This is a genomic window from Pseudomonas sp. KCJK9058 (assembly GCF_046230975.1).
Classification (GTDB): domain Bacteria; phylum Pseudomonadota; class Gammaproteobacteria; order Pseudomonadales; family Pseudomonadaceae; genus Aquipseudomonas; species Aquipseudomonas alloputida.
The window spans coordinates 1-19,210 of record NZ_JBJJLR010000029.1 but is presented as its reverse complement, the minus strand read 5'-3'; the positions used below and the strand labels follow the sequence as shown (position 1 = coordinate 19,210).

General features: G+C 62.4%; 19 protein-coding genes and 1 tRNA gene. 9 read left to right on the top strand and 11 right to left on the bottom strand.

Annotated elements, in window-relative coordinates; translation table 11 throughout:
* Nucleotide 1: 1 nt before the first annotated feature.
* The 4 genes from fdhE to ACK59Z_RS16200 all read left to right on the top strand — a co-directional run bounded on the left by fdhE (nucleotide 2) and on the right by ACK59Z_RS16200 (nucleotide 4,516).
* Nucleotides 2–928, top strand: coding sequence for a formate dehydrogenase accessory protein FdhE (gene fdhE / locus ACK59Z_RS16215; RefSeq protein WP_108191673.1), 927 nt, complete (start codon nucleotides 2–4; stop codon nucleotides 926–928).
* Between the two features lie 139 nt (nucleotides 929–1,067).
* Entirely contained in the window at nucleotides 1,068–2,495 is a 1,428-nt protein-coding gene (selA, locus tag ACK59Z_RS16210; protein ID WP_100774412.1) for an L-seryl-tRNA(Sec) selenium transferase, read from the top strand.
* Complete coding sequence (gene selB, locus ACK59Z_RS16205; RefSeq protein ID WP_409293463.1) at nucleotides 2,492–4,414, top strand: selenocysteine-specific translation elongation factor; 1,923 nt, start codon at nucleotides 2,492–2,494, stop codon at nucleotides 4,412–4,414. Before selA ends, selB begins: the two co-directional genes overlap by 4 nt.
* A 6-nt stretch (nucleotides 4,415–4,420) precedes the next feature.
* Nucleotides 4,421–4,516 (top strand) — tRNA-Sec (locus ACK59Z_RS16200).
* Between the two features lie 106 nt (nucleotides 4,517–4,622).
* Here the strand turns inward: ACK59Z_RS16200 and ACK59Z_RS16195 are convergent.
* Both ACK59Z_RS16195 and ACK59Z_RS16190 read right to left on the bottom strand, forming a co-directional pair.
* Nucleotides 4,623–5,621, bottom strand: coding sequence for an asparaginase (locus ACK59Z_RS16195; protein ID WP_011953333.1), 999 nt, complete (start codon nucleotides 5,619–5,621; stop codon nucleotides 4,623–4,625).
* A gap of 63 nt (nucleotides 5,622–5,684) precedes the next feature.
* Nucleotides 5,685–7,127, bottom strand: a complete 1,443-nt coding sequence (locus ACK59Z_RS16190; RefSeq protein WP_054889432.1) for a sodium:alanine symporter family protein — start codon at nucleotides 7,125–7,127, stop codon at nucleotides 5,685–5,687.
* A gap of 178 nt (nucleotides 7,128–7,305) precedes the next feature.
* On the opposite strand from ACK59Z_RS16190, the gene ACK59Z_RS16185 reads away from it, so the two are divergent.
* The gene (locus tag ACK59Z_RS16185) at nucleotides 7,306–8,115 is read left to right on the top strand and encodes a helix-turn-helix transcriptional regulator (protein ID WP_003255426.1); all 810 of its coding nucleotides are present in this window, start codon (nucleotides 7,306–7,308) and stop codon (nucleotides 8,113–8,115) included.
* A gap of 11 nt (nucleotides 8,116–8,126) precedes the next feature.
* Here the strand turns inward: ACK59Z_RS16185 and ACK59Z_RS16180 are convergent, their stop codons facing one another.
* Genes ACK59Z_RS16180 through ACK59Z_RS16170 form a run of 3 tightly spaced genes read right to left on the bottom strand, consistent with a single transcriptional unit; the run spans nucleotide 8,127 to nucleotide 10,830 of the window.
* A complete protein-coding gene (locus ACK59Z_RS16180; RefSeq protein WP_409293460.1) occupies nucleotides 8,127–8,972 on the bottom strand; it encodes an alpha/beta hydrolase in 846 nt (281 codons plus the stop codon).
* An 8-nt stretch (nucleotides 8,973–8,980) separates the two neighbouring features.
* Nucleotides 8,981–9,772 (bottom strand): TSUP family transporter, encoded by a 792-nt coding sequence (locus ACK59Z_RS16175; protein WP_409293458.1) that lies wholly within the window; start codon nucleotides 9,770–9,772, stop codon nucleotides 8,981–8,983.
* 17 nt (nucleotides 9,773–9,789) lie between these two features.
* A complete protein-coding gene (locus ACK59Z_RS16170) occupies nucleotides 9,790–10,830 on the bottom strand; it encodes a TauD/TfdA family dioxygenase (RefSeq protein ID WP_108191676.1) in 1,041 nt (346 codons plus the stop codon).
* A 258-nt stretch (nucleotides 10,831–11,088) separates the two neighbouring features.
* On the opposite strand from ACK59Z_RS16170, the gene ACK59Z_RS16165 reads away from it, so the two are divergent.
* Together ACK59Z_RS16165 and ACK59Z_RS16160 are read left to right on the top strand one after the other, a co-directional pair.
* Entirely contained in the window at nucleotides 11,089–11,973 is an 885-nt protein-coding gene (locus ACK59Z_RS16165; RefSeq protein ID WP_003255419.1) for a sugar nucleotide-binding protein, read from the top strand.
* Nucleotides 11,966–12,898 carry an NAD-dependent epimerase/dehydratase family protein gene (locus ACK59Z_RS16160; protein ID WP_003255418.1) on the top strand — a complete coding sequence of 311 codons (933 nt, stop codon included), beginning with the start codon at nucleotides 11,966–11,968 and terminating at the stop codon, nucleotides 12,896–12,898. Before ACK59Z_RS16165 ends, ACK59Z_RS16160 begins: the two co-directional genes overlap by 8 nt.
* A 30-nt stretch (nucleotides 12,899–12,928) precedes the next feature.
* Here the strand turns inward: ACK59Z_RS16160 and ACK59Z_RS16155 are convergent, their stop codons facing one another.
* Entirely contained in the window at nucleotides 12,929–13,372 is a 444-nt protein-coding gene (locus ACK59Z_RS16155; protein ID WP_011953338.1) for a helix-turn-helix domain-containing protein, read from the bottom strand.
* Nucleotides 13,373–13,475: 103 nt separating this feature from the next.
* Here ACK59Z_RS16155 and ACK59Z_RS16150 point away from each other — a divergent pair, with 103 nt between their 5' ends.
* Complete coding sequence (locus ACK59Z_RS16150; RefSeq protein ID WP_409293455.1) at nucleotides 13,476–14,681, top strand: MFS transporter; 1,206 nt, start codon at nucleotides 13,476–13,478, stop codon at nucleotides 14,679–14,681.
* Here the strand turns inward: ACK59Z_RS16150 and ACK59Z_RS16145 are convergent.
* The 5 genes from ACK59Z_RS16145 to ACK59Z_RS16125 all read right to left on the bottom strand — a co-directional run bounded on the left by ACK59Z_RS16145 (nucleotide 14,669) and on the right by ACK59Z_RS16125 (nucleotide 18,652).
* Complete coding sequence (locus ACK59Z_RS16145) at nucleotides 14,669–15,352, bottom strand: OmpW family protein (protein ID WP_003255412.1); 684 nt, start codon at nucleotides 15,350–15,352, stop codon at nucleotides 14,669–14,671. The genes ACK59Z_RS16150 and ACK59Z_RS16145 overlap by 13 nt on opposite strands.
* 109 nt (nucleotides 15,353–15,461) lie before the next feature.
* Nucleotides 15,462–15,974: a DUF3299 domain-containing protein gene (locus ACK59Z_RS16140; RefSeq protein WP_014860915.1), complete on the bottom strand. Its 513-nt coding sequence runs from the start codon at nucleotides 15,972–15,974 to the stop codon at nucleotides 15,462–15,464.
* 126 nt (nucleotides 15,975–16,100) lie between these two features.
* On the bottom strand, nucleotides 16,101–17,366 hold the full coding sequence (locus ACK59Z_RS16135) for an ABC transporter permease (RefSeq protein ID WP_108191678.1): 1,266 nt from the start codon (nucleotides 17,364–17,366) through the stop codon (nucleotides 16,101–16,103).
* On the bottom strand, nucleotides 17,366–18,076 hold the full coding sequence (locus ACK59Z_RS16130) for an ABC transporter ATP-binding protein (protein ID WP_014860917.1): 711 nt from the start codon (nucleotides 18,074–18,076) through the stop codon (nucleotides 17,366–17,368). Before ACK59Z_RS16130 ends, ACK59Z_RS16135 begins: the two co-directional genes overlap by 1 nt.
* Nucleotides 18,077–18,652 (bottom strand): DUF2796 domain-containing protein, encoded by a 576-nt coding sequence (locus tag ACK59Z_RS16125; protein WP_409293453.1) that lies wholly within the window; start codon nucleotides 18,650–18,652, stop codon nucleotides 18,077–18,079.
* A gap of 130 nt (nucleotides 18,653–18,782) precedes the next feature.
* Here ACK59Z_RS16125 and ACK59Z_RS16120 point away from each other — a divergent pair, with 130 nt between their 5' ends.
* A complete protein-coding gene (locus ACK59Z_RS16120) occupies nucleotides 18,783–19,127 on the top strand; it encodes a hypothetical protein (RefSeq protein WP_003255407.1) in 345 nt (114 codons plus the stop codon).
* Nucleotides 19,128–19,210 lie beyond the last annotated feature (83 nt).

The following is a 19,210-nucleotide window of genomic DNA, read 5'->3' as shown; positions in this document are numbered from 1 at the left end:
CTTGAGCATCATACTTGAACCCGGGCAGATCGAAGCGTCGGCAGTCACGCCGCCATTTCTGCACCTGCCTGCCGCCAACCTGTTTGAACTGCGCGCCGCCCGCCTGGAGCAACTGGCTGAGGGCAACGCGCTTGGCGACTACCTGAGGTTGATTGCGCGGTTATGCCGCATCCAGCAGCAGCTTGTGGATAACCCGCCCGGCGGCATGCCGGTGGCCGAGGCGCGTCAGCGCCTGTGCATGGATCATGGTTTGCCGCCCCTGGCGGCTGACAGCCTGGTGCGTGAAGGGCCATGGCTGGTCTGGTTGCAGGCACTGCTAGAGCACCTCAGCGGCGAAACCCGTGGCCCGATGGGTGAGGCCCTGCAGGTGCTACGAGGCAGTGATGACAATCAGCGCAAGGGCTGGGGCATTGCTTTGCTGGCAGGCCAGTACGATGGTGTGCCTGCAGCACTGGTGCCGTTCCTCGGGGCCGCGCTGCAGGCGGCCTGGTCCAGCTGGTTGCTGGCGCTGCCCGCACACCAGCTCGAGCCTGCCGGCAGCCTGGCCCAATGCCCGGCTTGTGGTTCGCCGGCGATGGCCGGGGTGGTGCGCAACCGTGGAAAGCACAACGGCTTGCGTTACCTGGCCTGTTCGTTGTGTGCCTGTGAGTGGCATGTGGTGCGGGTCAAGTGCGTGTACTGCGAGTCGAGCAAGGACTTGCGTTACACCAGCCTTGAGGATGATCGCCATGCGCCAGGCAAAGCGCCGCTGCGCGCTGAATGCTGCCCAGGGTGCGACAGCTACCTGAAGCAGAACTACCTGGAGAACGATGCGGCGGCCGAGCCGCTGGCCGATGACCTGGCCAGCCTGGCCCTGGATATACGCCTGGACGGGGAGGGGTTCCATCGCCTGGCGCCCAACCTGATGCTCGCCCCGGGTAGTGGCTGAGGGTCTACACTGAAACACCGACTTGCCTTCGTACCTACAGGTAATTGCGCCAACCTTCCGGATCACGCTGTACTTGTAGGAGCGGGTTCACCCGCGAATGGGCCAGCACAGACAACGGATCAGTCCAAGGTAGTACCGCATGTCCAACAGCCTTGCCAGCGACACCCCACGCCTGCCGTCCATCGATACCCTCCTTCGCCACCCGGCTTGCCTCCCTCTGATCGATCGCCACGGCCGTGACGCCGTGCTGAATACCCTGCGCCAGTTGCTCGACGACCTGCGCGAGCCCGCCCGTCATGGCGAAATCGGCAGCGCCGAACTGGCTCCGGAAATCCTCCTTGGCCGCAGCGGCGAACGCCTCGCCCTCCAGCAACGCAGCCAGGTTCGCCGCGTGTTCAATCTCACCGGCACCGTGCTGCACACCAACCTCGGCCGCGCCTTGCTGCCGGATGAAGCCATCGAGGCCATGCAGACCGCCGCTCGTTACCCGCTCAACCTGGAATTTGACCTGGCCACCGGCAAACGTGGCGACCGTGATGACCTGATCGAAGGCCTGATCCGCGAGCTGACCGGCGCCGAAGCCGTCACCGTGGTCAACAACAATGCTGCCGCCGTGCTGCTAGCGCTCAACAGCCTGGGCGCGCGCAAGGAAGGCATCATCTCTCGCGGCGAGCTGATCGAGATCGGTGGTGCTTTCCGCATTCCCGACATCATGGCCCGTGCCGGTGTGAAGCTGCACGAGGTTGGCACCACCAACCGTACTCACGCCCGCGACTACGAGGCCGCCATCGGCCCGCGCACTGGCCTGCTGATGCGGGTGCATTGCAGCAATTACAGCATCCAGGGCTTCACCACCCAGGTGCCTACTGCCGAGCTGGCACGTATCGCCCACCAACATCAACTGCCACTGCTTGAAGACCTGGGCAGCGGCAGCCTGCTCGACCTTACCCGCTGGGGCCTGCCCGCCGAACCCACGGTACGCCAGGCCCTGGCCGATGGTGCCGATATCGTCACCTTCAGTGGCGACAAGCTGCTGGGGGGGCCGCAAGCCGGGATCATTGTCGGCCACAAGGACTTGATCACCAGGATCAAGAAAAATCCGCTCAAGCGTGCCTTGCGCGTCGACAAGATCACCCTCGCTGCACTCGAAGCGGTGCTGGCGCTGTACCGCAACCCCGATCGCCTGGCCGAGCGCCTGCCCAGCCTGCGCCTGCTGACCCGCAGCCAGGCCGAGATTCAGGCCCAGGCCGAGCGCCTGGCGCCTGAGCTCCAGGCGCGTCTCGGTGAGCAATGGGCCATCCGTGTAGAGCCTGCGTTGGGCATGATCGGCAGTGGCAGCCAGCCGGTTGCGCGCTTGCCCAGTGCCGCGCTGTGCCTGCGCCCGCAAGTGTCGAAGAAGTTGCGCGGGCGCAGCCTGCATGTGCTGGAGCGCGCCCTGCGCGACCTGCCGGTGCCGGTGCTGGGCCGCATTGACGACGATGCCCTGTGGCTGGACCTGCGCCAGCTGGATGACGAAGCCCAGTGGCTGGCCCAGTTGCCAGCCCTGCAGCTGGGGCCGGTGCAGTGATCGTTGGTACCGCTGGCCACATCGACCACGGCAAGACCGCACTGCTGCTGGCGCTGACCGGCCAGGCCGGCGACCAGCGGCAAGAAGAGCGCGCCCGCGGCATGACCATCGACCTTGGCTACCGCTATGCGCCGCTGAGCGAAGGCGCGCCGCTGACCGGCTTCATCGATGTGCCGGGCCACGAGCGTTTTATCCACAACATGCTGGCCGGCGCCCATGGCATCGACCTGGTGTTGTTGGTAGTGGCGGCCGACGACGGTGTCATGCCACAGACCCGTGAACACCTGGCGATCATCGAGCTGCTGGGCATTCCCCACGCTTTGGTGGCGATCAGCAAATGCGACCGGGTCGAGCCGTCGCGTCTGGCCGAGGTGCAGATGCAAGTCAGTGAATTGCTGGCGCCTGGGCCATATGCCGGTGCGCGGCAGTTTCCGCTGTCGAGCATCAGCGGGGAGGGCGTGGACGCGTTGCGTCAGGCCCTGCTGGAGGCCGAAGCAGGAACACGGCAGCGTAGTGTCTTCGGTGGTTTTCGCCTGGCCGTCGACCGTGCCTTTGCGGTTACCGGCGCCGGTGTGGTGGTCACCGGCACGGCACTGGCCGGTCGGGTCAGTGCGGGTGATACGTTGTTGCTGGGCAAGGCCGGCAAGGTGGTGCGCGTGCGTGGTCTGCATGCACAGAACCAGGCCGCGTTGGTGGCAGAAGCAGGCCAACGGGTGGCGCTGAACATCGCTGCCGAGCGCCTGGCCGTGGAGCAGGTGCACCGGGGCGACTGGCTGGTGCCCGAATGGTTGCATGCGCCCAGTGTTCGGGTGGATATCGAGCTTAACCTGTTACCTGGCGAGAAGCGTGCTTTCGAACATTTCAGTGCTGTGCATGTGCACCTCGGCACCCAGGATGTAGCGGCCCGGGTCGCCTTGCTCGAAGGCGAAAGCCTGGCTGCCGGCCAACGCATGTTTGCCCAGTTGTTGCTCAACGCGCCGTTGCAGGCCGTGCACGGCGACCGCCTGGTGCTGCGCGATCAGCGCGCCCAGCGCACACTCGGCGGCGGCAAGGTGCTCGACCCGTTCGCCCCAAGCCGCCAACGCCGCAGCGATGCCCGTCTGCAGCAGTTGCAGGTGCTGCGCGATGCAGCGGATCTGGAGCAGGCACTGCCAGCACTGCTCGCCAGTGCACCGGGCGGCATTAGCCCGCAGCGACTCGAGCGGCAGTTCAACCGCCTGCGGGAAACCTGGCAGTTACCGGACGATGTGCGGGTGGTGGCCACCCGGCAGGGCCAACTGCTGTTCGCCAACGCCCAATGGCAGGCGCTCAAGCAGCAGGTTCTGGAACAGCTGGCGCGCTTTCACGAGCAAGAGCCCGACCAGCTTGGCCCTGACCGTGATCGCTTGCGGCGCTTTGTAGCCTTGCCCCTGGAACGGCCGGCATTCGTCAGTTTGCTGGATGAACTGCTCGACGACAGCGCCATCGCCAGCAGCGGGCCATGGCTGCATCTGCCCGATCACAAGGTACAGTTGAGCGAAGCCGACAGTGCATTGTGGGCACGTCTGCAGCCGAAGTTGATCGCAGGGCAATACGACCCACCTTGGGTCAGGACGCTGGCGGGTGAGGAGAACCGTGCCGAAGCCGATGTGCGCCTGTTACTGCGCAAGTTGGCCCGGCTGGGCCTGGTGCATCAGGTGGTGCGCGACCTGTTCTATCCAGAGGCTACGCTGCAGCGCATGGCAGCGTTGATGCTGGGGCAGGCCAGCGAAACGCAGATAGTGCAGGTTGCCGCGTTTCGCGATATGTTGGGCATCGGTCGAAAGCGCAGTGTGCAGATTCTGGAATACTTCGACCGCATCGGTCTGACCCGGAGGGTGGCCGACCAGCGTCACATCCGCGCCGACAGCGCCCTGGCCCAACAGCAGGCCAGGCACTGAGTTCAAGGAAGGCAATCGCGCCCGGTGGCGCGGCCGGGCTTCAAACCCGGTTGGGGACGGCAGCCGTTCCCGGGCAGGTTCGACTCCCGCTGCCTTCCGCCATTTTTTCACCCTTTAGGGCCTCTTCGCGGGTGAACCCGCTCCTACACAGGAAACGCTATCGGCGTAGGCGCGGGTTTACCCGCGAAGAGGCCCTCAAGGGCGCTGATCAGGCCCGCTCGCCACACAAATCCAGGACAAACCAGCGGTCTGCTGCGTCAGCATCCAACCCTGCGCCCAGTAGCGCCACCATCTTGCCCAGCGCTGCTTCACGGGTCATGCCACCGCCACTGACCAGCCCGGCCCCGCGCAAGCGGTTGCCCGCTGCATAGGTGTCGAACACCACCGAGCCTTCCGGGCACTGGCTGATAGCCGCCAGCATCACGCCGCGCTGGCGCGCTGCGCTCAGCACATTCAGCAGCGCCTGGTCATCCGATGGCCCGGTCCCGCTGCCGTAGCACTCCAGCAGCAAACCCTGCACACCACTGTCTATCAAGGCCTGCAAATGCCCGGCCTGAAGCCCTGGGAATACTGGCACAACCGCCAGGTTGACCGGCTTGCGCGGCTGCTTGTAGCCCAGTTCGGCAGGGATCGTATCGGCCCGCTCAGCGTCACGGTGGCGTGGCAGCGCAGCAAAGGCATCGAACGCTTCGCTGCGTAGCTTCGACGCCCGACAGCCATGCAGCAGCTGACCGTGGAAGTACAGCTGCACGCCATCTTCCAGGCCGTGTTCGAACTGGCGCAATGCGCCGCACAGGTTGTCCCAGGCATCGCTGTCCGGGGCACCTGCCGGCAGCATCGAGCCGGTCAGCACTACCGGTGCTGGCAGGCCCAGCAACAGGAACGACAACGCAGCAGCGCTGTAGGCCATGCTATCGGTACCGTGCAGCACCAACACGCCATCGTGGCCCGCGACATCCACCGCCGCGACGATGGCATCGCGCATCGCCAGCCAGTTGTGCTGTTGCATATTGGCGCTGTCGAGCAGCGGGTTCAGCTCGTGCAGTGTCCATTGCACCTGGGGTGCATTGGCCATCTGGGCAAAGTGTTCACGCATCCGCGCGTCAAAACCACCGGCCGGTGCCAGGCCTTCGGGGGTTTCGAGCATGCCGATGGTGCCACCGGTATAGAGAACGAGTAGATTCTTTACTGCGCGCATGGAAAGCATCCGTAGCGGTGAGCGGACAAAGAAAAGCCGCCCGCGGAAGGGGCGGCTGGGCAGGGGAGGATATCAGCGCTGCGTCTGAACTTGGCCGACTGCGTTGTCAGTGGCTGTTTCCGCCTGCGGATTGGCAGGCCAGGCATTGCGGTCCAGGTCCAGGTCGGCAAACTTGGACGAGTCGAACACAGGCTGCTTTACACCGGCCTTGCGCTGGTCGTCGTAGTCGCGCATGACCCGCAGGCCGACCTTGAACAGCAGGGCCAGGGCCACCAGGTTGACGAAGGCCAGGCAGGTCATGGTGATGTCGGCGAAGGCGAACACGGTCGACAGGTCTTGCATCGAACCCCACACGACCAGTGCCAGCACCAGGCCACGGAACACCATCAACACTGCGCGGTTACGGCTGAGAAATTGCAGGCTGTTCTCGCCGAGGTAGTAGTTGTAGAGGATGCAGGTGAAGACGAACAGCGACAGCGCCACGCTGACGAACACGCGCCCCCAGTCACCGACTACGGCGGCCAGCGAGTTCTGGGTCAGGACGATGCCGTCACCTTCGAAGCCCGGGGTGTAGAAGCCCGACAGCAGGATCAGCAAGGCGGTGCAGGTGCAGATCACGAAGGTGTCGAGGAACACGCTGAAAGCCTGGACCACGCCCTGCGCGCCCGGGTGTTTCACGGCAGCCACGGCAGCGACGTTCGGTGCACTGCCCAGGCCTGCTTCGTTGGCGAACACGCCACGTTTCACGCCCATGACGATGGCGCTGCCGAGCAGGCCGCCAAACGCCGGGTCGAGGCCGAAGGCGCTCTTGAAGATGGTTTCCAGCATGGCTGGCACGTGTTCGATCTGGGTGCCGATCACGTACAGGGTCACGCCGATGTAGGCCAGGGTCTTGACGGGTACCAGCAGGTCCGACACTGCCGCGATGCGCTTGATGCCGCCGATGAAGGTGATCGCCAGCAGTACGGCCAGCACAATACCGGTGTGGCTTGGGTCGAAGGCAAAGGCATTCTGCAGCGAGTGGGTGACGGTGTACGACTGCAGGCCGATGAAGGCGAAGCCGTAGGTGACCAGCAGCAAGATCGAGAACACGATGGCCATGCTCTTGCGCTTCAGCCCGTGCTGGATGTAGTAGGCCGGGCCGCCACGGTACAGGCCGTCGCCATCAGCGCGCTTGTACACCTGGGCCAGGGTGCACTCGAAGAAGCTGCTGGACATGCCCACCAGTGCGGTAACCCACATCCAGAACACGGCACCAGGGCCACCCAGGGTCACTGCGATACCGACACCGGCGATGTTGCCGGCGCCCACGCGGCCGGCCAGGCTCAGCATCAGGGCCTGGAAGGAGCTCAGCTGGCCTGCCTGGCCACGCAGCGATTCCTTGAACACGCTGAACATATGGGTGAAGTGGCGGAACTGGACGAACCGGGAGCGGATGGTGAAGTAGCTACCCAGCCCGACGATCAGCACGATGAGGAGTTTCCCCGAAAGGAAATCGTTGATTACTTCGAGCATTGGAAAATGACCTCGATTCTTATTCTTCGTGTGGAAAGACCAGCGGACGGCAGGCGCACCGCTATTCGTTGGGGCGCATGGTTGGCTATGACAAGAGTGGTTACAATTTCGCGGATTGCTCTGACTTGATGCGACTTGATGCTACAATGGCGTCATTCGCGTCACCTGGATTCCGCATATGAGCGATCACTTCGCTACAAACCTCAAACTTGCCTGCAGTCACTACCGCTCTATTTCCGAAGTTTGCCGCCAGCTGTCGATCAACCGCGCGCAGTTCAACAAGTACCTGAGCGGGCAAAGCCGTCCGACGGCTTTCAACCTGAAGCGTATCGGCGACTTCTTCGGTGTCGAGGATTACGAACTGAACCTGCCCGCCGAGCAGTTCGCCCGTCTGATCGGTGCGCGGGTATCGCCCCAGGCCCAGCAACCTAGTGACCCGATCAGCGAGTTGTTCCGCCCGTTGCACGAACATGGCGGCAACCTTTCGCGCTATTGCGGTTACTACTTCGAGTACTCCAACTGCATGTCGGTGCCGGGCACGACCCTCGTGTCGCTGGTGCACCTGTGGGAAGAGCGCGGCCGTTTTCTGTTCGAGCGTCAGGAACGGCAGGAGCGCTCCAGCGCCACCGATCAGCATGCCGAGGTACGCTGCCGCTACCTAGGGGCGGCGTTCCAGCTGCAGGACCGGATGTTCCTCATCGACTACGAGTCGCTGACATTCAACGAAATGAGCCAGACCATCCTCATCCCCAGCTTCAAAAGCCGCATTACCCGGCTGAATGGCCTGAAGGCCGGCGTATCCAGCGGCGACCGGCGCAACCCGGCCTGTACCCGGGTGGTGTGGGAATACCTGGGCGAGGAGATCAATCGCATCAATGCGTATCGGCAGGTGAAACTGTACCGGCCGGATGATCCGCGTATAGATGACGATGTGCGTGAGCGGTTGAGTGTGGCGCCGTTGCGCAACGGTCTGTTCGAGATCGAGTAATGCTCAACGCCTCAAGCATTGTCGAGGATGAACGTTGCTACTGCGTCCGCAACCTGGTCCGCTATTGTTGGAGTACTGCGCAAATGAGCCGCGATGCCATGGTCGCAGTCGGTAAGAAACAGGCATTGCAAACGTGACGCTGAAACTGCTCGCATCAAGGCGAGGGTAACTTCTTCAGGAATCGGGCTATAGCGCTCAGTGCCAGCAAGCCACAGGTTGCCAGCGCTGGTGCCGGGGCCTTTGCCGAATCGCTGGGAGTTGAGCCCGTCGTACTCGCCGATCACCATCAATACTCTTCCTCGAAACTGGTTGAGGAAGGTGTAGCTATCGCTCTCCAGAAAGCCGAAAGGCTTGTTGATGGCGGCAGTGAATGCCGGGCCGAACGGCGCCTGGTGGGCATCGTCTGGATAAACAGCAGGGCAGATCAATACGATGCTGTCCACTTGTGGCAACTGTGCTGCAAGCTTAAGCGTAATGGCCGCGCCAAGGCTGTGCCCAATGAGCGTTCGGCATCGAGGCGCGATATGCGCGTGGAAACGCTTTGCTTCATCAAGGTTCGTCGCCAGTGACGGCGACATTGCGCCTGGCTCGCTGGCGAGGCTATGACCTGACAGATTGCCAGTGAGTGAACCAATGCCTGCGGTTTGCAGGCGATAAAGCAGAGGGTTGAGCCGGGTAAAGTCGGAACGCGCGCCCCCCAAAACGAATGCGGGGGCTGCGCGCTCGATATCAGGTACCAGCAATCGCGCCTGTTGCTGGTAGTTTTCAAAGACTTCATTGATGAACAGCTCTTTGCCCGGGGCGGGCTCGTCAAACTGCCACTTCACGCGCTGCGGGGAAGCCTTTTGAATGTGCATGGTGCTCTCTAGAAGAACTGGTTGAGCCAATCGCCGAGCGGGTTGCCGGTATCGAGCAGCAGTTTGAGTGCCATGATGCAGCAGACACTGACCAGCAGCGGTTTTATGAGGCGCGAGCCGAAGCGCACTGCGCAGCGAGCCCCCAATTGTGCGCCCAGAAAGGCGGCGAGCGCCATTGCCAGCGCCAGCGGCCAGATGATCGCCCCGCTGAGAGAAAAAACTGACAATGCGCCCAGGTTACAGGCCGCGTTCAAAAGCTTGCTGGTGCATACGGCTTGAATGAGGTGCTGGCCCAAGAGGATCACGCAGGCCAGCATGAAGAACGAGCCGACTCCAGGGCCGAAGATGCCGTCATAAAAGCCAATGATGGGTGCAGCCGTCACGCAGAATAGGCTAGTCGATACCTTTGCCTTGCGCGCTTGTTCATTCGGCTTTGGACTGAAGGCAAAGTAGGCGGCGATCAGGATCAGCAGTGGTGGGACGCACGCCTGCAAAACGCTTTTGGGGACGTAAGTTATCGACAAGGCCCCCAACGCCCCACCGATGAACGCCATGACAGCCATGGGACTGCCTCGTCTCCAGTCGATCATGCCTTTGCGGGCGAAGGCGCACGTAGCCGAAACCGTAGCCGAAGCTGCCTGGAACTTGTTAGTGGCAATAGCTGCCAAGGGTTCTACACCGGCAATAAACAGCACCGGGAGCGTGATAAGGCCACCGCCGCCGGCGATAGCATCAAAAAAGCCGGCCATCAGTGCGACCAGTGCGAGTAGCAGAACAAACGTCAAGTCGATTTCGATCATGGGGTATTTTCCTGTGCTCAACCACGGACCAGCAGCGGGTCTTCAGCGAGCACCAACGGGACGGCGAAGGGGGAGTATCCGAACTGACGGATAAGCAGGCGCCGGTTGTCCTGGACCTTGTCGCGGCCGTGCAAGGCTCGGCTGTTGTTGATCAACAATGCGCTGTCAGGTTGCAGGGTAAACGTCAGCGGTTGTGCAGTGCTCAGTGCTTTTTGAAAGGCGTTGAAAGCGCGCGCCGCAGCGCTGCAGGCACGTTCATTCAGACTGAAGCGATAGCTGTTGTATCGAACAGAGAAACCACCATTGGGCTCGAACTGCAGCATTGAAACTGCTTTGCCAGCACTGCCCTGTCCCTGAGCGAAGCAGTCACTGCGTGTGAAGTCGAAAGACTTTGAAGTCAGCGCAAGTGTGTCCAGGCTACTCAAGCGTTCGATGATTTCCCGGAGTGGGAAGACATTCGTAGGTTCATTGGCGGGGTTCCAGCGCGCAGTGAGAATCAGTGCTGAGGGCGCAGGGGAGTGAGCGTTGCTGGCGTTTGTTGAGCAGTTGTAAGGTGCTTCAGTGTGTGCCCCTAAGCGCAAGCCCGCATGCGAGCTGGTTTCAACCTCCAGGCAGGGATCTTCGTCGGGTCGCGGGACGCGGCCACCGCCCTTGAAGTTGCCGACCAGGCGGACCTGTTTGCCATCGTTGTCGATATCGAAGGCGAAACTGCGGTGGCGTACGAGCTCCAGCAGGAGTTGATTGCGCGAGGCAAGGTATTGGCAGCGAGGGCTTTGCGCCAGGGCGGTAATGTCGGGTAGGTATTCTGGTATTGACTCGTTGGCACAGTGCATCTGCCTGTACATCAAGGCAGATAGATGGCCTTCACTGAAGCGCTGTAGGAGCGCACGCTGTTCTTCACTCAAGGCTTTTTCGAGTTGATCGGCGAATATACGAGCCTGAAGTGCTACTCCTTTAGCCTCCGGTCCACCCAAATCAGCAAGGGTTTGGCTTGCAAAGGCTATGGCCTGGCTTTGCTCTGGGTAGAAATCCAGATAGGCAGCTTCCGAATGAGGCATCGAACGTTCCTTGTCGTTTTTGTGTGAAACTCCCTGGCTGGCAAGTGGGGAGTCGACTATTCAATGCAGTTATGCCGTGACGTGGTAGTCAGCCCATTCCTCGTGTGTCGTAGGAAATTTCTGTCTGTAGCGGTATTGAGCGGTGAAACTGTGGAATCACCCCCTGTGGCATCGAACGGGTCCGGTGTTGGACTTCCCGGGCAGGAAACCGCAAAATGACTCTTTTTTCTCATCAACCTCTCCGGATCTGCTGACTCTATGCGTATGCGCCTAATGCTGTTGGGTGGTGGCAATGCCCTCGGGCAAGCGCTGATTCGTCTTGGGGCCGAGGAGGACATCGCATTCCTGGCACCGCGCCCGCCCGAGAACGGCTGGGCGCCCTCAAGCCTCACTCAGCTGCTCGATGACCATCGCCCCGACGCGCTGGTCAACCTGGCCTATTACTTCGACTGGTTCCAGGCCGAGTCGGTCAGCGAGCAGCGCCTGGCTCAACAGGAGCGGGCGGTGGAGCGGTTGGCAGAGCTGTGCCAGCACCATCAGATCACCTTGGTGCAGCCCTCCAGCTACCGTGTGTTCGATGGTTCGCGGGCCACGGCCTATAGCGAAAAGGACGAGCCAGTGCCGCTGGGCTTGCGTGGCCAGGCCCTATGGCGCATCGAGCAGAGCGTGCGTGCGGCCTGCCCGCAGCATGTGTTGCTGCGCTTTGGCTGGTTGCTGGACGAGAGCATCGATGGTGCGTTGGGCCGCTTCCTGACCCGTGCCGAGCAACCACAGGAACTGCTGCTGGCCGATGATCGACGTGGCAACCCGACGCCGGTTGATGATGCCGCCCGAGTGATCCTGTCGGTGCTCAAGCAACTGGATTGCAATGCGCCGCTGTGGGGCACCTACCATTACGCCGGCAATGAGGCGACCACGCCGCTGGCGCTGGGCCAGGCGATCCTCGCCGAGGCCGGTCAATACCGCCAGCTGGCCGTTCAGGCCCCCACGCCGCAGGCCCATGCCGCGCGCCCGGATGCCAGCGAAGAGCCACAGCACGCGGTACTGGCCTGCAAGAAAATCCTTCATACCTTCGGTATCAAGCCGCGTGCCTGGCGCGCTGGTTTGCCACCTCTACTGGACCGGTTCTACCGCCATGGCTGACGCCCCCATCCTGATCACCGGCGGTGCCGGCTTCATTGGCTCCCACCTGTGCGATGCGTTGTTGGACAAAGGCTACGCCGTACGCATTCTCGACGACTTCTCCACCGGCCGGCGAAGCAATCTGCAGGTCGACCACCCACGGCTGGAACTGATCGAAGGTGATGTTGCCGATGCAGGGCTGGTCACTCAGGCTGCTGCTGGCTGCCGTGCTGTGGTGCATCTGGCGGCGGTAGCGTCGGTTCAGGCCTCGGTCGAAGACCCGGTGCGTACCCACCAGAGTAACTTCATCGGTACCCTCAACGTTTGCGAAGCCATGCGCGTGCATGGCGTGCGCCGGGTGCTCTTCGCCTCCAGCGCAGCGGTGTACGGCAACAATGGTGAAGGGGAGTCGATTTCCGAAGACACGCCCAAGGCGCCGTTGACCCCTTATGCCGTGGACAAGCTGGCCAGTGAGCAGTACCTGGACTTCTACCGTCGCCAGCATGGTCTGGAGCCGGTGGTGTTTCGCTTCTTCAATATCTTCGGGCCACGGCAGGACCCTTCCTCACCGTATTCCGGGGTGATCAGCATCTTCTGCGAGCGCGCTGTGCAGGGCTTGCCGATTACAGTGTTCGGTGACGGCGAGCAGACCCGTGACTTCCTTTACGTGGGCGACCTGGTGCAGGTGATGGTGCAGGCACTGGAGCAGCCGCAGGTTGAGGAGGGGGCGGTGAACATCGGGCTGAACCAGGCGACCTCACTGAACCAGTTGCTGGCTGCGCTGGAGAAGGTTGTAGGGAGCTTGCCAGCGATCAGCTATGCGGCGGCGCGATCGGGTGATATCCGCCATTCGCGAGCGGATAACCAGCGGTTGTTGGCGCGGTTCAAATTTGCGCAGGTAACGCCGATGGTTGAAGGCCTGACAAAGCTTCTCGGTAAAGGCTGAGCCCCGCGGGGCTGCTCAGCAGCCCTGACATCACCCATGCCGCACCCTTCTGCGCTGGCAATCTTCGGGATGTAAGACCCGCCCATCCTGGCCACGGACCTGCAATATTTCAAGCGCCTGCCCCGTCACGCCGTCCACCAGCTCCGAACGCGTTTCACCCGCCTCGAACAGAAACCGCTCCCCCCACTGCCTCAAACCAACCACCACTGGAAACACCGACCGCCCTTTGTCGGTCAGCACATACTCTTTGTAGGCACTGCCATCCGACGCCGGCTGTGTCATCAGCAACCCACTTTCCACCAACAGCTTTAGCCGCGAGGTGAGGATGTTCTTCGCCAACCCCAGGTTCTTCTGAAATTCACTGAAACGCCGTAGGCCGTCAAAGGCATCGCGCAGGATCATCAGCGCCCAACGGTCACCCAGCACCTCCAGAGCCCGGGCCACGGGGCACTGCGCATTGTTTTCATCGAGCATGGGGCAAGCCTGTCTTGATTATCTGGTTGCAGATTAAAACCACATTTGCTAAATAGCCAGCATGTGGTTTCAAATTGAAACCAGATTCCAGAGGCTTTGCCCGATGATACCTTCGCTGACACGCTGGATAACCCTGTTGCTTGCCACCACCAGTGCGATGGCTGTGGCGACGGTGTACTTCGCTCAACCGCTGCTTGAGTCGATGGCTGCTGAGTTGGGGGTGGCGCAGCAGCAGATTGGCTGGGTCGTTGGCGCGACCCAGGGGGGTTACGCCCTGGGGCTGCTACTGATTGTGCCCCTCGGGGACTTGGTCGACCGTAAACGTCTGTTGCTTGGCCAGTTGCTGTTCTCGGCGCTTGCGCTGGTCGGCGTTGGCTTGGCGCCGAACTGGGCAATATTGCTGCTGGCTCTGGCTATTGCCGGGTTGATGGCCGTCATGGTGCAGGTGATGGTGGCTCATGCCGCGAGCCTGGCCTCACCTAGCCAGCAAGGGCAGGCGGTAGGCACCGTCACCAGTGGTGTGGTGCTGGGTATTCTGCTGGCACGGCTGGCTTCGGGCGGGCTCGCTGACCTGGCCGGTTGGCGAAGTGTGTACCTGGTCGCCGCAGGGCTCTTGATGCTGTTGGCGCTGGTGCTGTGGCGCAGTCTGCCCGGCGGGCAGCCGATGAGGAGTCGGCCGGGTTACCGGGCGCTGATCATGGCTCAGTTCAGCCTATATCGGCACGACCGGTTGCTGCGCCAGCGCGGCGTGTTCGGTGTGTTGATCTTCGCCGCATTCAGCGTGCTGTGGAGTGCCATGGTCATGCCGCTCAGTGCTGCGCCGCTGGCGCTGAGCCATACCGAGATCGGCCTGTTTGGCCTGGCAGGTGTCGCGGGTACGCTGGCGGCTTCGCATGCCGGTCGTCTGGCCGACCTTGGAAGGGGGGAGCGTACGACCGGGGTGTCGTTGGCCCTGCTGACGCTGTCGTGGCTGCCAACAGCGTTCGTCGAGCATTCATTGCTGGCCTTCGTGCTGGGTGTGCTGATGCTGGACTTTACCGTGCAGGCAGTGCATGTCACCAACCAGAGCCTGTTGCTGGCCGGACGTGGTGCGATGGCTAGCCGATTGATCGGCGCCTACATGTGTTGCTATTCGCTGGGCAGCGGTTTGGGGGCGGTGTTGGCGAGCTGGGTGTTTGCACACTGGGGCTGGGTTGCCGTGTGTGGGCTTGGCGTGGGCATCAGTGCCGTCGCACTGTGCTACTGGCTATGGCTGCAACGCGCGAGGGCGGCCGAGGCCGCCCTGCAATGTTCAGGTCAGAACTTGTAGCCAAGGCCGACCATGTATACCCATGGGTCGACGTCGACGTTGACCTTGGTCTTGCTGTAGCCAAGGGCGGTCGGGCCGTTGACGCTGGCCTTGGTGTCGATGTCGACGTACCAGACCGAGGCGTTTACCAGCAGGTTGTCGGTCAGCAAGTAGTCCATGCCCAGTTGGCCGGCGATACCTACCGAATCCTGCAGCTTGAGGTTGCTGAAGCCTTGTTGCTTGCGTGCGCTGCTCAAGTCTTCGTCAAAGAACAGGGTGTAGTTGATACCGACGCCAGCGTACGGCTGGAAGCGCGAATTCGGTTCCATTGGGTAGTACTGCAGCGACAGCGTCGGTGGCAGTTGCTTGATGTCTGCCAGCTTGCCGTCCAGCCCGCCGCCCAGGCCTTTTACGGCGACGGTGTGCTTGAACGGGGTCGCTGCCAGCAGCTCCAGGCCGATGTGGTCGGTGAGCATGTAGGCAAAGGTCAGGCCCAACTGGGTATCGCTGTCCAGGGTCGCCTTGGTGCCCGACACCTTGTTGCCGTCAAACTTGAGGTCGCCGCTGCTCTCGTTCGGGGCGGTGGTGATGGCGCCTGCGCGCAGGATCATGTCCCCCGCCTGATAGGCGTGGGCGGCAGGGGCGGCGAGCGCAAGGGCCACAAGCGAGGCACCCAGCAAGGACTTGTTCATGGAAGCTCCCAAAGGACGTTATTAATCGAGTGGTCCAATGGTACGGAGCTGGTTAAACGGAAAGTTTGACCCAGCTCAAAGAAGCGTCTTCACGAATTCGAAACAGTTCTCATCTCAGCTCATAAGCGTAGATTTTCTCGGCTTCCATCTGGTAGCCGGCGTCGGCCAACTCGCTGCTGGAAGCTCTAACCTGCATCTTTCCCTCGATCCAGTAGGGCTGGTAGAGGTCTTCGACGCGCACGCCCATCTCGCTGAAAATGTGCACGATCTGGTTCGGCGGTGGCGGCGGCACGTGGATGCACGCGCCATAGTAAGGGACCAGCAGGAATTCGGTGGTGCGGCCTTCTTCGCTGACCTCCAGTGGCACGATGTAGCCGGGTAGTTTGACCTGTTGGCCGTCGAGGCTTTTTACCACTGGCGCGTCGGGCGCCTGTTGGCGCGCAGGTGGGGCGGATTCGGCAGACAGGGCGTTGCTGAGCTGTGACATGTCGTGCAGCGGGGTGAGTTGCGGCGGGATGACCGGGGCGCCTTCGGGGATCAGGGCGGGCCAGTCCAGCTCCTTGGGTTCGGCGGCCCATATAGGCATCGCTACCAGCAACAACAAGGCCAGCAGCATGTGCATTGCCGGCCTCTTCGCGGGCATGCCCGCTCCCACAGGTACTGCACACGCTCCGAAGCCTGCGGGGCTCCCTGTGGGAGCGGGCGTGCCCGCGAAGCAGGCGGTGAGGTGTTTGATCATTACGCGCACTCAGAGGTGTATGGACAGGCCGTCGGCCAGCGATTGCCGGTAAGCCCGCCACGCCGGCACGCTGCCCATCAGCAACGCGGCCCCCAAGATGATAGCCAGCAAGGTCCATTCATGGGTACTCGGCATAGCCAGTGGCAAGTCCAAACCATAGTTGGCCTGCACATAACCCTGCGCCAGGGCGATACCCGCATATAGCAAGCCAAGCCCGGCCACGATCCCGACCGAGGCCAGTGACAGGGCTTCCAGTACCAGCAACCCCGCAATATGCCAAGGCCGGGCCCCGACCGAACGCAGTATCGCCATCTCTCGGCGGCGTTCGTTGAGGCTGGTGAGAATCGCCGTGAGCATGCCGATCAAACCGGTCAGCACCACGAACAGTGACACCACGAACAATGCCTGTTCTGCAGTGCCCATCAGGCTCCACAGCTCCTGCAGGGCGACCCCTGGCAGTATCGCCAGCAACGGCTCGCTGCGGTACTCGTTGATCTCTCGCTGCAAACTGAAGGTTGCGATCTTGCTGTTAAGGCCAAGCATGAACGCAGTGATGGCGGCAGGTTGCAGGTCCATGGTACGGGCCTGCTCGGCGCTGATGCGGCCGGCGCCACGGGCGGGTACGCCGTTGTGCCAGTCGATATGGATCGCTTCCATGCCGCCCAGGCTGATATGCAGGGTGCGGTCGACGGGTGTGCCGGTGCGCTTGAGTACGCCGACCACGGTAAACGGCTTGTCGTCGTGCTTGACCAGGCTGATTGCGGCCACACCGTGGGCCAGCACCAGCTTGTCACCCAGCTTGTAGTGCAATGCCTCGGCCACTTCGGCGCCGAGCACCACTTCGAACGGGTCGTTGGCGAACGTACGCCCCTGGCTCAGTTCCAGGTGCTGGCGGCGGCCGTACTGGTAATGGCTGAAGTAATCCGTGGTGGTACCCATCACTCTGTAACCGCGGTGCGAGTCGCCCAGCGAGATCGGGATTGCCCACTTCACCCGTGGGTCCTGTGCATAGTGCTGGAAGCTGTCCCAGCGGATGTTGTTGGTCGCGTTGCCAATGCGGAACACCGAGTACAGCAGCAGGTTCACCGAGCCGGAGCGTGCACCGACAATCAGGTCGGTGCCGCTGATGGTGCTGGCGAAGCTGGCACGGGCTTCGGTACGGACCCGCTCGACAGCCAGCAGCAGGCACACCGACAGGGCAATGGCAAAGGCGGTCAGAAACGCCGTGAAGCGGCGGTTGGCCAGGCTGGCCAAGGCAAGGCGGAGCAGGTACATCAGGCCTCCTGGGGCTTGGCGGCGCGGTTCAGTTCGGCAAGCGACAGGTGGCGGTCGAACAGCGGTGCCAGGCTCTGGTCGTGGCTGACGAACAACAAGCTGGCACCGGCGGCACGGCACTCATCGAACAGCAGGCGGATGAACGCTTCGCGGGTGTCTGCATCCAGTGCCGAGGTCGGTTCGTCGGCAATCACCAGCTCAGGCTGGCCGATCAGTGCGCGGGCGGCGGCGACCCGTTGCTGTTGGCCGATCGACAGGCTGTCGGCGCGGCGGGCGAGCATGGCAGGGTCGCCCAGGCCCAGGTGGGTCAGCAGCGTGCTGGCCGCCTGGTCAACACTGCCATGGCGCTGCTCGGCGCGGGCCTTGCGGCTGCGCGAGAAGCGGCAGGGCAGCTCGACGTTTTCACGTACCGAGAGGAACGGCAGCAGGTTGAACTGCTGGAAGATATACCCGGTGTGATCGACCCGAAAGCGGTCACGGGCGCCCTGGCTCAGGCTGCCAAGGTCCTGACCGAGCAACTGGATGCGGCCCTGGACCGGCACGTTCACCCCGCCCAGCAGGCCCAGCAAGGTCGTCTTGCCACTGCCGCTGGGGCCCTTGAGAAACAGCGCTTCACCAGCGTCCAGGCGTAATGCCGGAATATCCAGCAGCGGCGGGTGACCTGGCCAGGCGAACATCAGGTCATGCAGATCGATCAACGGCTGGTTCATTCAGAAGGCGACCGTTGCCTTGGCCGGCGTGGTTTCCACGCCTTTCTGGCCATTGGGGCCGATCAGTTGCACGTTGATTTTCTGGGTGGCGGGGAAGGCCTTGAACAGCGGCGCCAGGTCCAGCTCTGTCAGTTTTTCGGGGGTGGCGCAAGTCAGCTGATAATGGGCGCCGATGTCGCTGTGCTGATGGCCGTGCTCGTGCTCGTCACCCTCGTCGTCGGCCTTGGAGGCGTCACCGAAGAGAGGGCTTTCCAGTGCCTGCTGGTCTTCCTTGCAGCCTGCGGCGGCGGAAAGGCCGAACAGCTTCAGTGGTTGTTCAAGTTGCTGGCGCACGGCGGCGACTTTGGCCTTGTCGGCATCGCTGCTGGCGGCATGCTCGAAGCCGACCAGGTTCATTGCCGGGCTGTCCAGTTCCAGTTCCAAGGTATTGCCATCGAGCACTGCGTTGAGCTTGGCCACGCCATGCTCGTGGGCGCCGAGGGAGCCATGGGCATGGTCATGATCATGGTCATCGTGAGCATGGGCCACGGCCAGTGGCAGCAAAGCGAAGGGCAGGGCGAGCAGCAGGCGACGCATGGACGACTCCGGAGCGGGCTGAAAGATAGGGTTATGTTATAACGGCTTCTAGGCGTGCCGCCAGCCTGTGTGGCGCATGTTTCATGTTGCGGTAGCATGGCTGCATTGATTTGGGCTCAAGGAATGCATCATGAGAATTCGTGGACAGATTGGTGATTGGCCGGTGGACCTGACCATCGAGCTGACGCCTGAAGAGTGGGCACAACTGGGGCGGCAGACCGAGGTGCCGATGGTAGCCCAGGCGGCCGCGACAGCTGCGGTGGTCGCGCCGCGCCAAGATGACGGTCAGTGGGCTGCGGCGCGTGATGTGTTGCGTCTGGCAGGACAGATGAGCGGGCCGGAGTTGCTGGACCGGCTGGAAGGGTTGGCGGGGAGTACGGCGGCGGGTAAACGGTTGCTGGTGCGCTTGCGGCACAGCAGTGAGGTAAAGGTAGAAAGTGGCGTGGATGCGCCGATGTATCACTGGGTGGGGTGAGTGCTGTTTTCGCTGTTGGGGCCAAGCCTGCGCGCTCGCCTGTAGGAGCGGGTTTACCCGCGAACACCGGCAGAGCCGGTGCC

Bases quoted from the DNA above. Each gene is read 5' to 3' on its own strand.
- selA (WP_100774412.1), top strand. From the start codon at position 1,068: ATGTCCAACAGCCTTGCCAGCGACACCCCACGCCTGCCGTCCATCGAT.
- ACK59Z_RS16195 (WP_011953333.1), bottom strand. From the start codon at position 5,621: ATGCTTTCCATGCGCGCAGTAAAGAATCTACTCGTTCTCTATACCGGT.
- ACK59Z_RS16190 (WP_054889432.1), bottom strand. From the start codon at position 7,127: ATGCTCGAAGTAATCAACGATTTCCTTTCGGGGAAACTCCTCATCGTG.
- ACK59Z_RS16185 (WP_003255426.1), top strand. From the start codon at position 7,306: ATGAGCGATCACTTCGCTACAAACCTCAAACTTGCCTGCAGTCACTAC.
- ACK59Z_RS16180 (WP_409293460.1), bottom strand. From the start codon at position 8,972: ATGCACATTCAAAAGGCTTCCCCGCAGCGCGTGAAGTGGCAGTTTGAC.
- ACK59Z_RS16175 (WP_409293458.1), bottom strand. From the start codon at position 9,772: ATGATCGAAATCGACTTGACGTTTGTTCTGCTACTCGCACTGGTCGCA.
- ACK59Z_RS16170 (WP_108191676.1), bottom strand. From the start codon at position 10,830: ATGCCTCATTCGGAAGCTGCCTATCTGGATTTCTACCCAGAGCAAAGC.
- ACK59Z_RS16165 (WP_003255419.1), top strand. From the start codon at position 11,089: ATGCGTATGCGCCTAATGCTGTTGGGTGGTGGCAATGCCCTCGGGCAA.
- ACK59Z_RS16160 (WP_003255418.1), top strand. From the start codon at position 11,966: ATGGCTGACGCCCCCATCCTGATCACCGGCGGTGCCGGCTTCATTGGC.
- ACK59Z_RS16155 (WP_011953338.1), bottom strand. From the start codon at position 13,372: ATGCTCGATGAAAACAATGCGCAGTGCCCCGTGGCCCGGGCTCTGGAG.
- ACK59Z_RS16150 (WP_409293455.1), top strand. From the start codon at position 13,476: ATGATACCTTCGCTGACACGCTGGATAACCCTGTTGCTTGCCACCACC.
- ACK59Z_RS16145 (WP_003255412.1), bottom strand. From the start codon at position 15,352: ATGAACAAGTCCTTGCTGGGTGCCTCGCTTGTGGCCCTTGCGCTCGCC.
- ACK59Z_RS16140 (WP_014860915.1), bottom strand. From the start codon at position 15,974: ATGCACATGCTGCTGGCCTTGTTGTTGCTGGTAGCGATGCCTATATGG.
- ACK59Z_RS16135 (WP_108191678.1), bottom strand. From the start codon at position 17,366: ATGTACCTGCTCCGCCTTGCCTTGGCCAGCCTGGCCAACCGCCGCTTC.
- ACK59Z_RS16130 (WP_014860917.1), bottom strand. From the start codon at position 18,076: ATGAACCAGCCGTTGATCGATCTGCATGACCTGATGTTCGCCTGGCCA.
- ACK59Z_RS16125 (WP_409293453.1), bottom strand. From the start codon at position 18,652: ATGCGTCGCCTGCTGCTCGCCCTGCCCTTCGCTTTGCTGCCACTGGCC.
- ACK59Z_RS16120 (WP_003255407.1), top strand. From the start codon at position 18,783: ATGAGAATTCGTGGACAGATTGGTGATTGGCCGGTGGACCTGACCATC.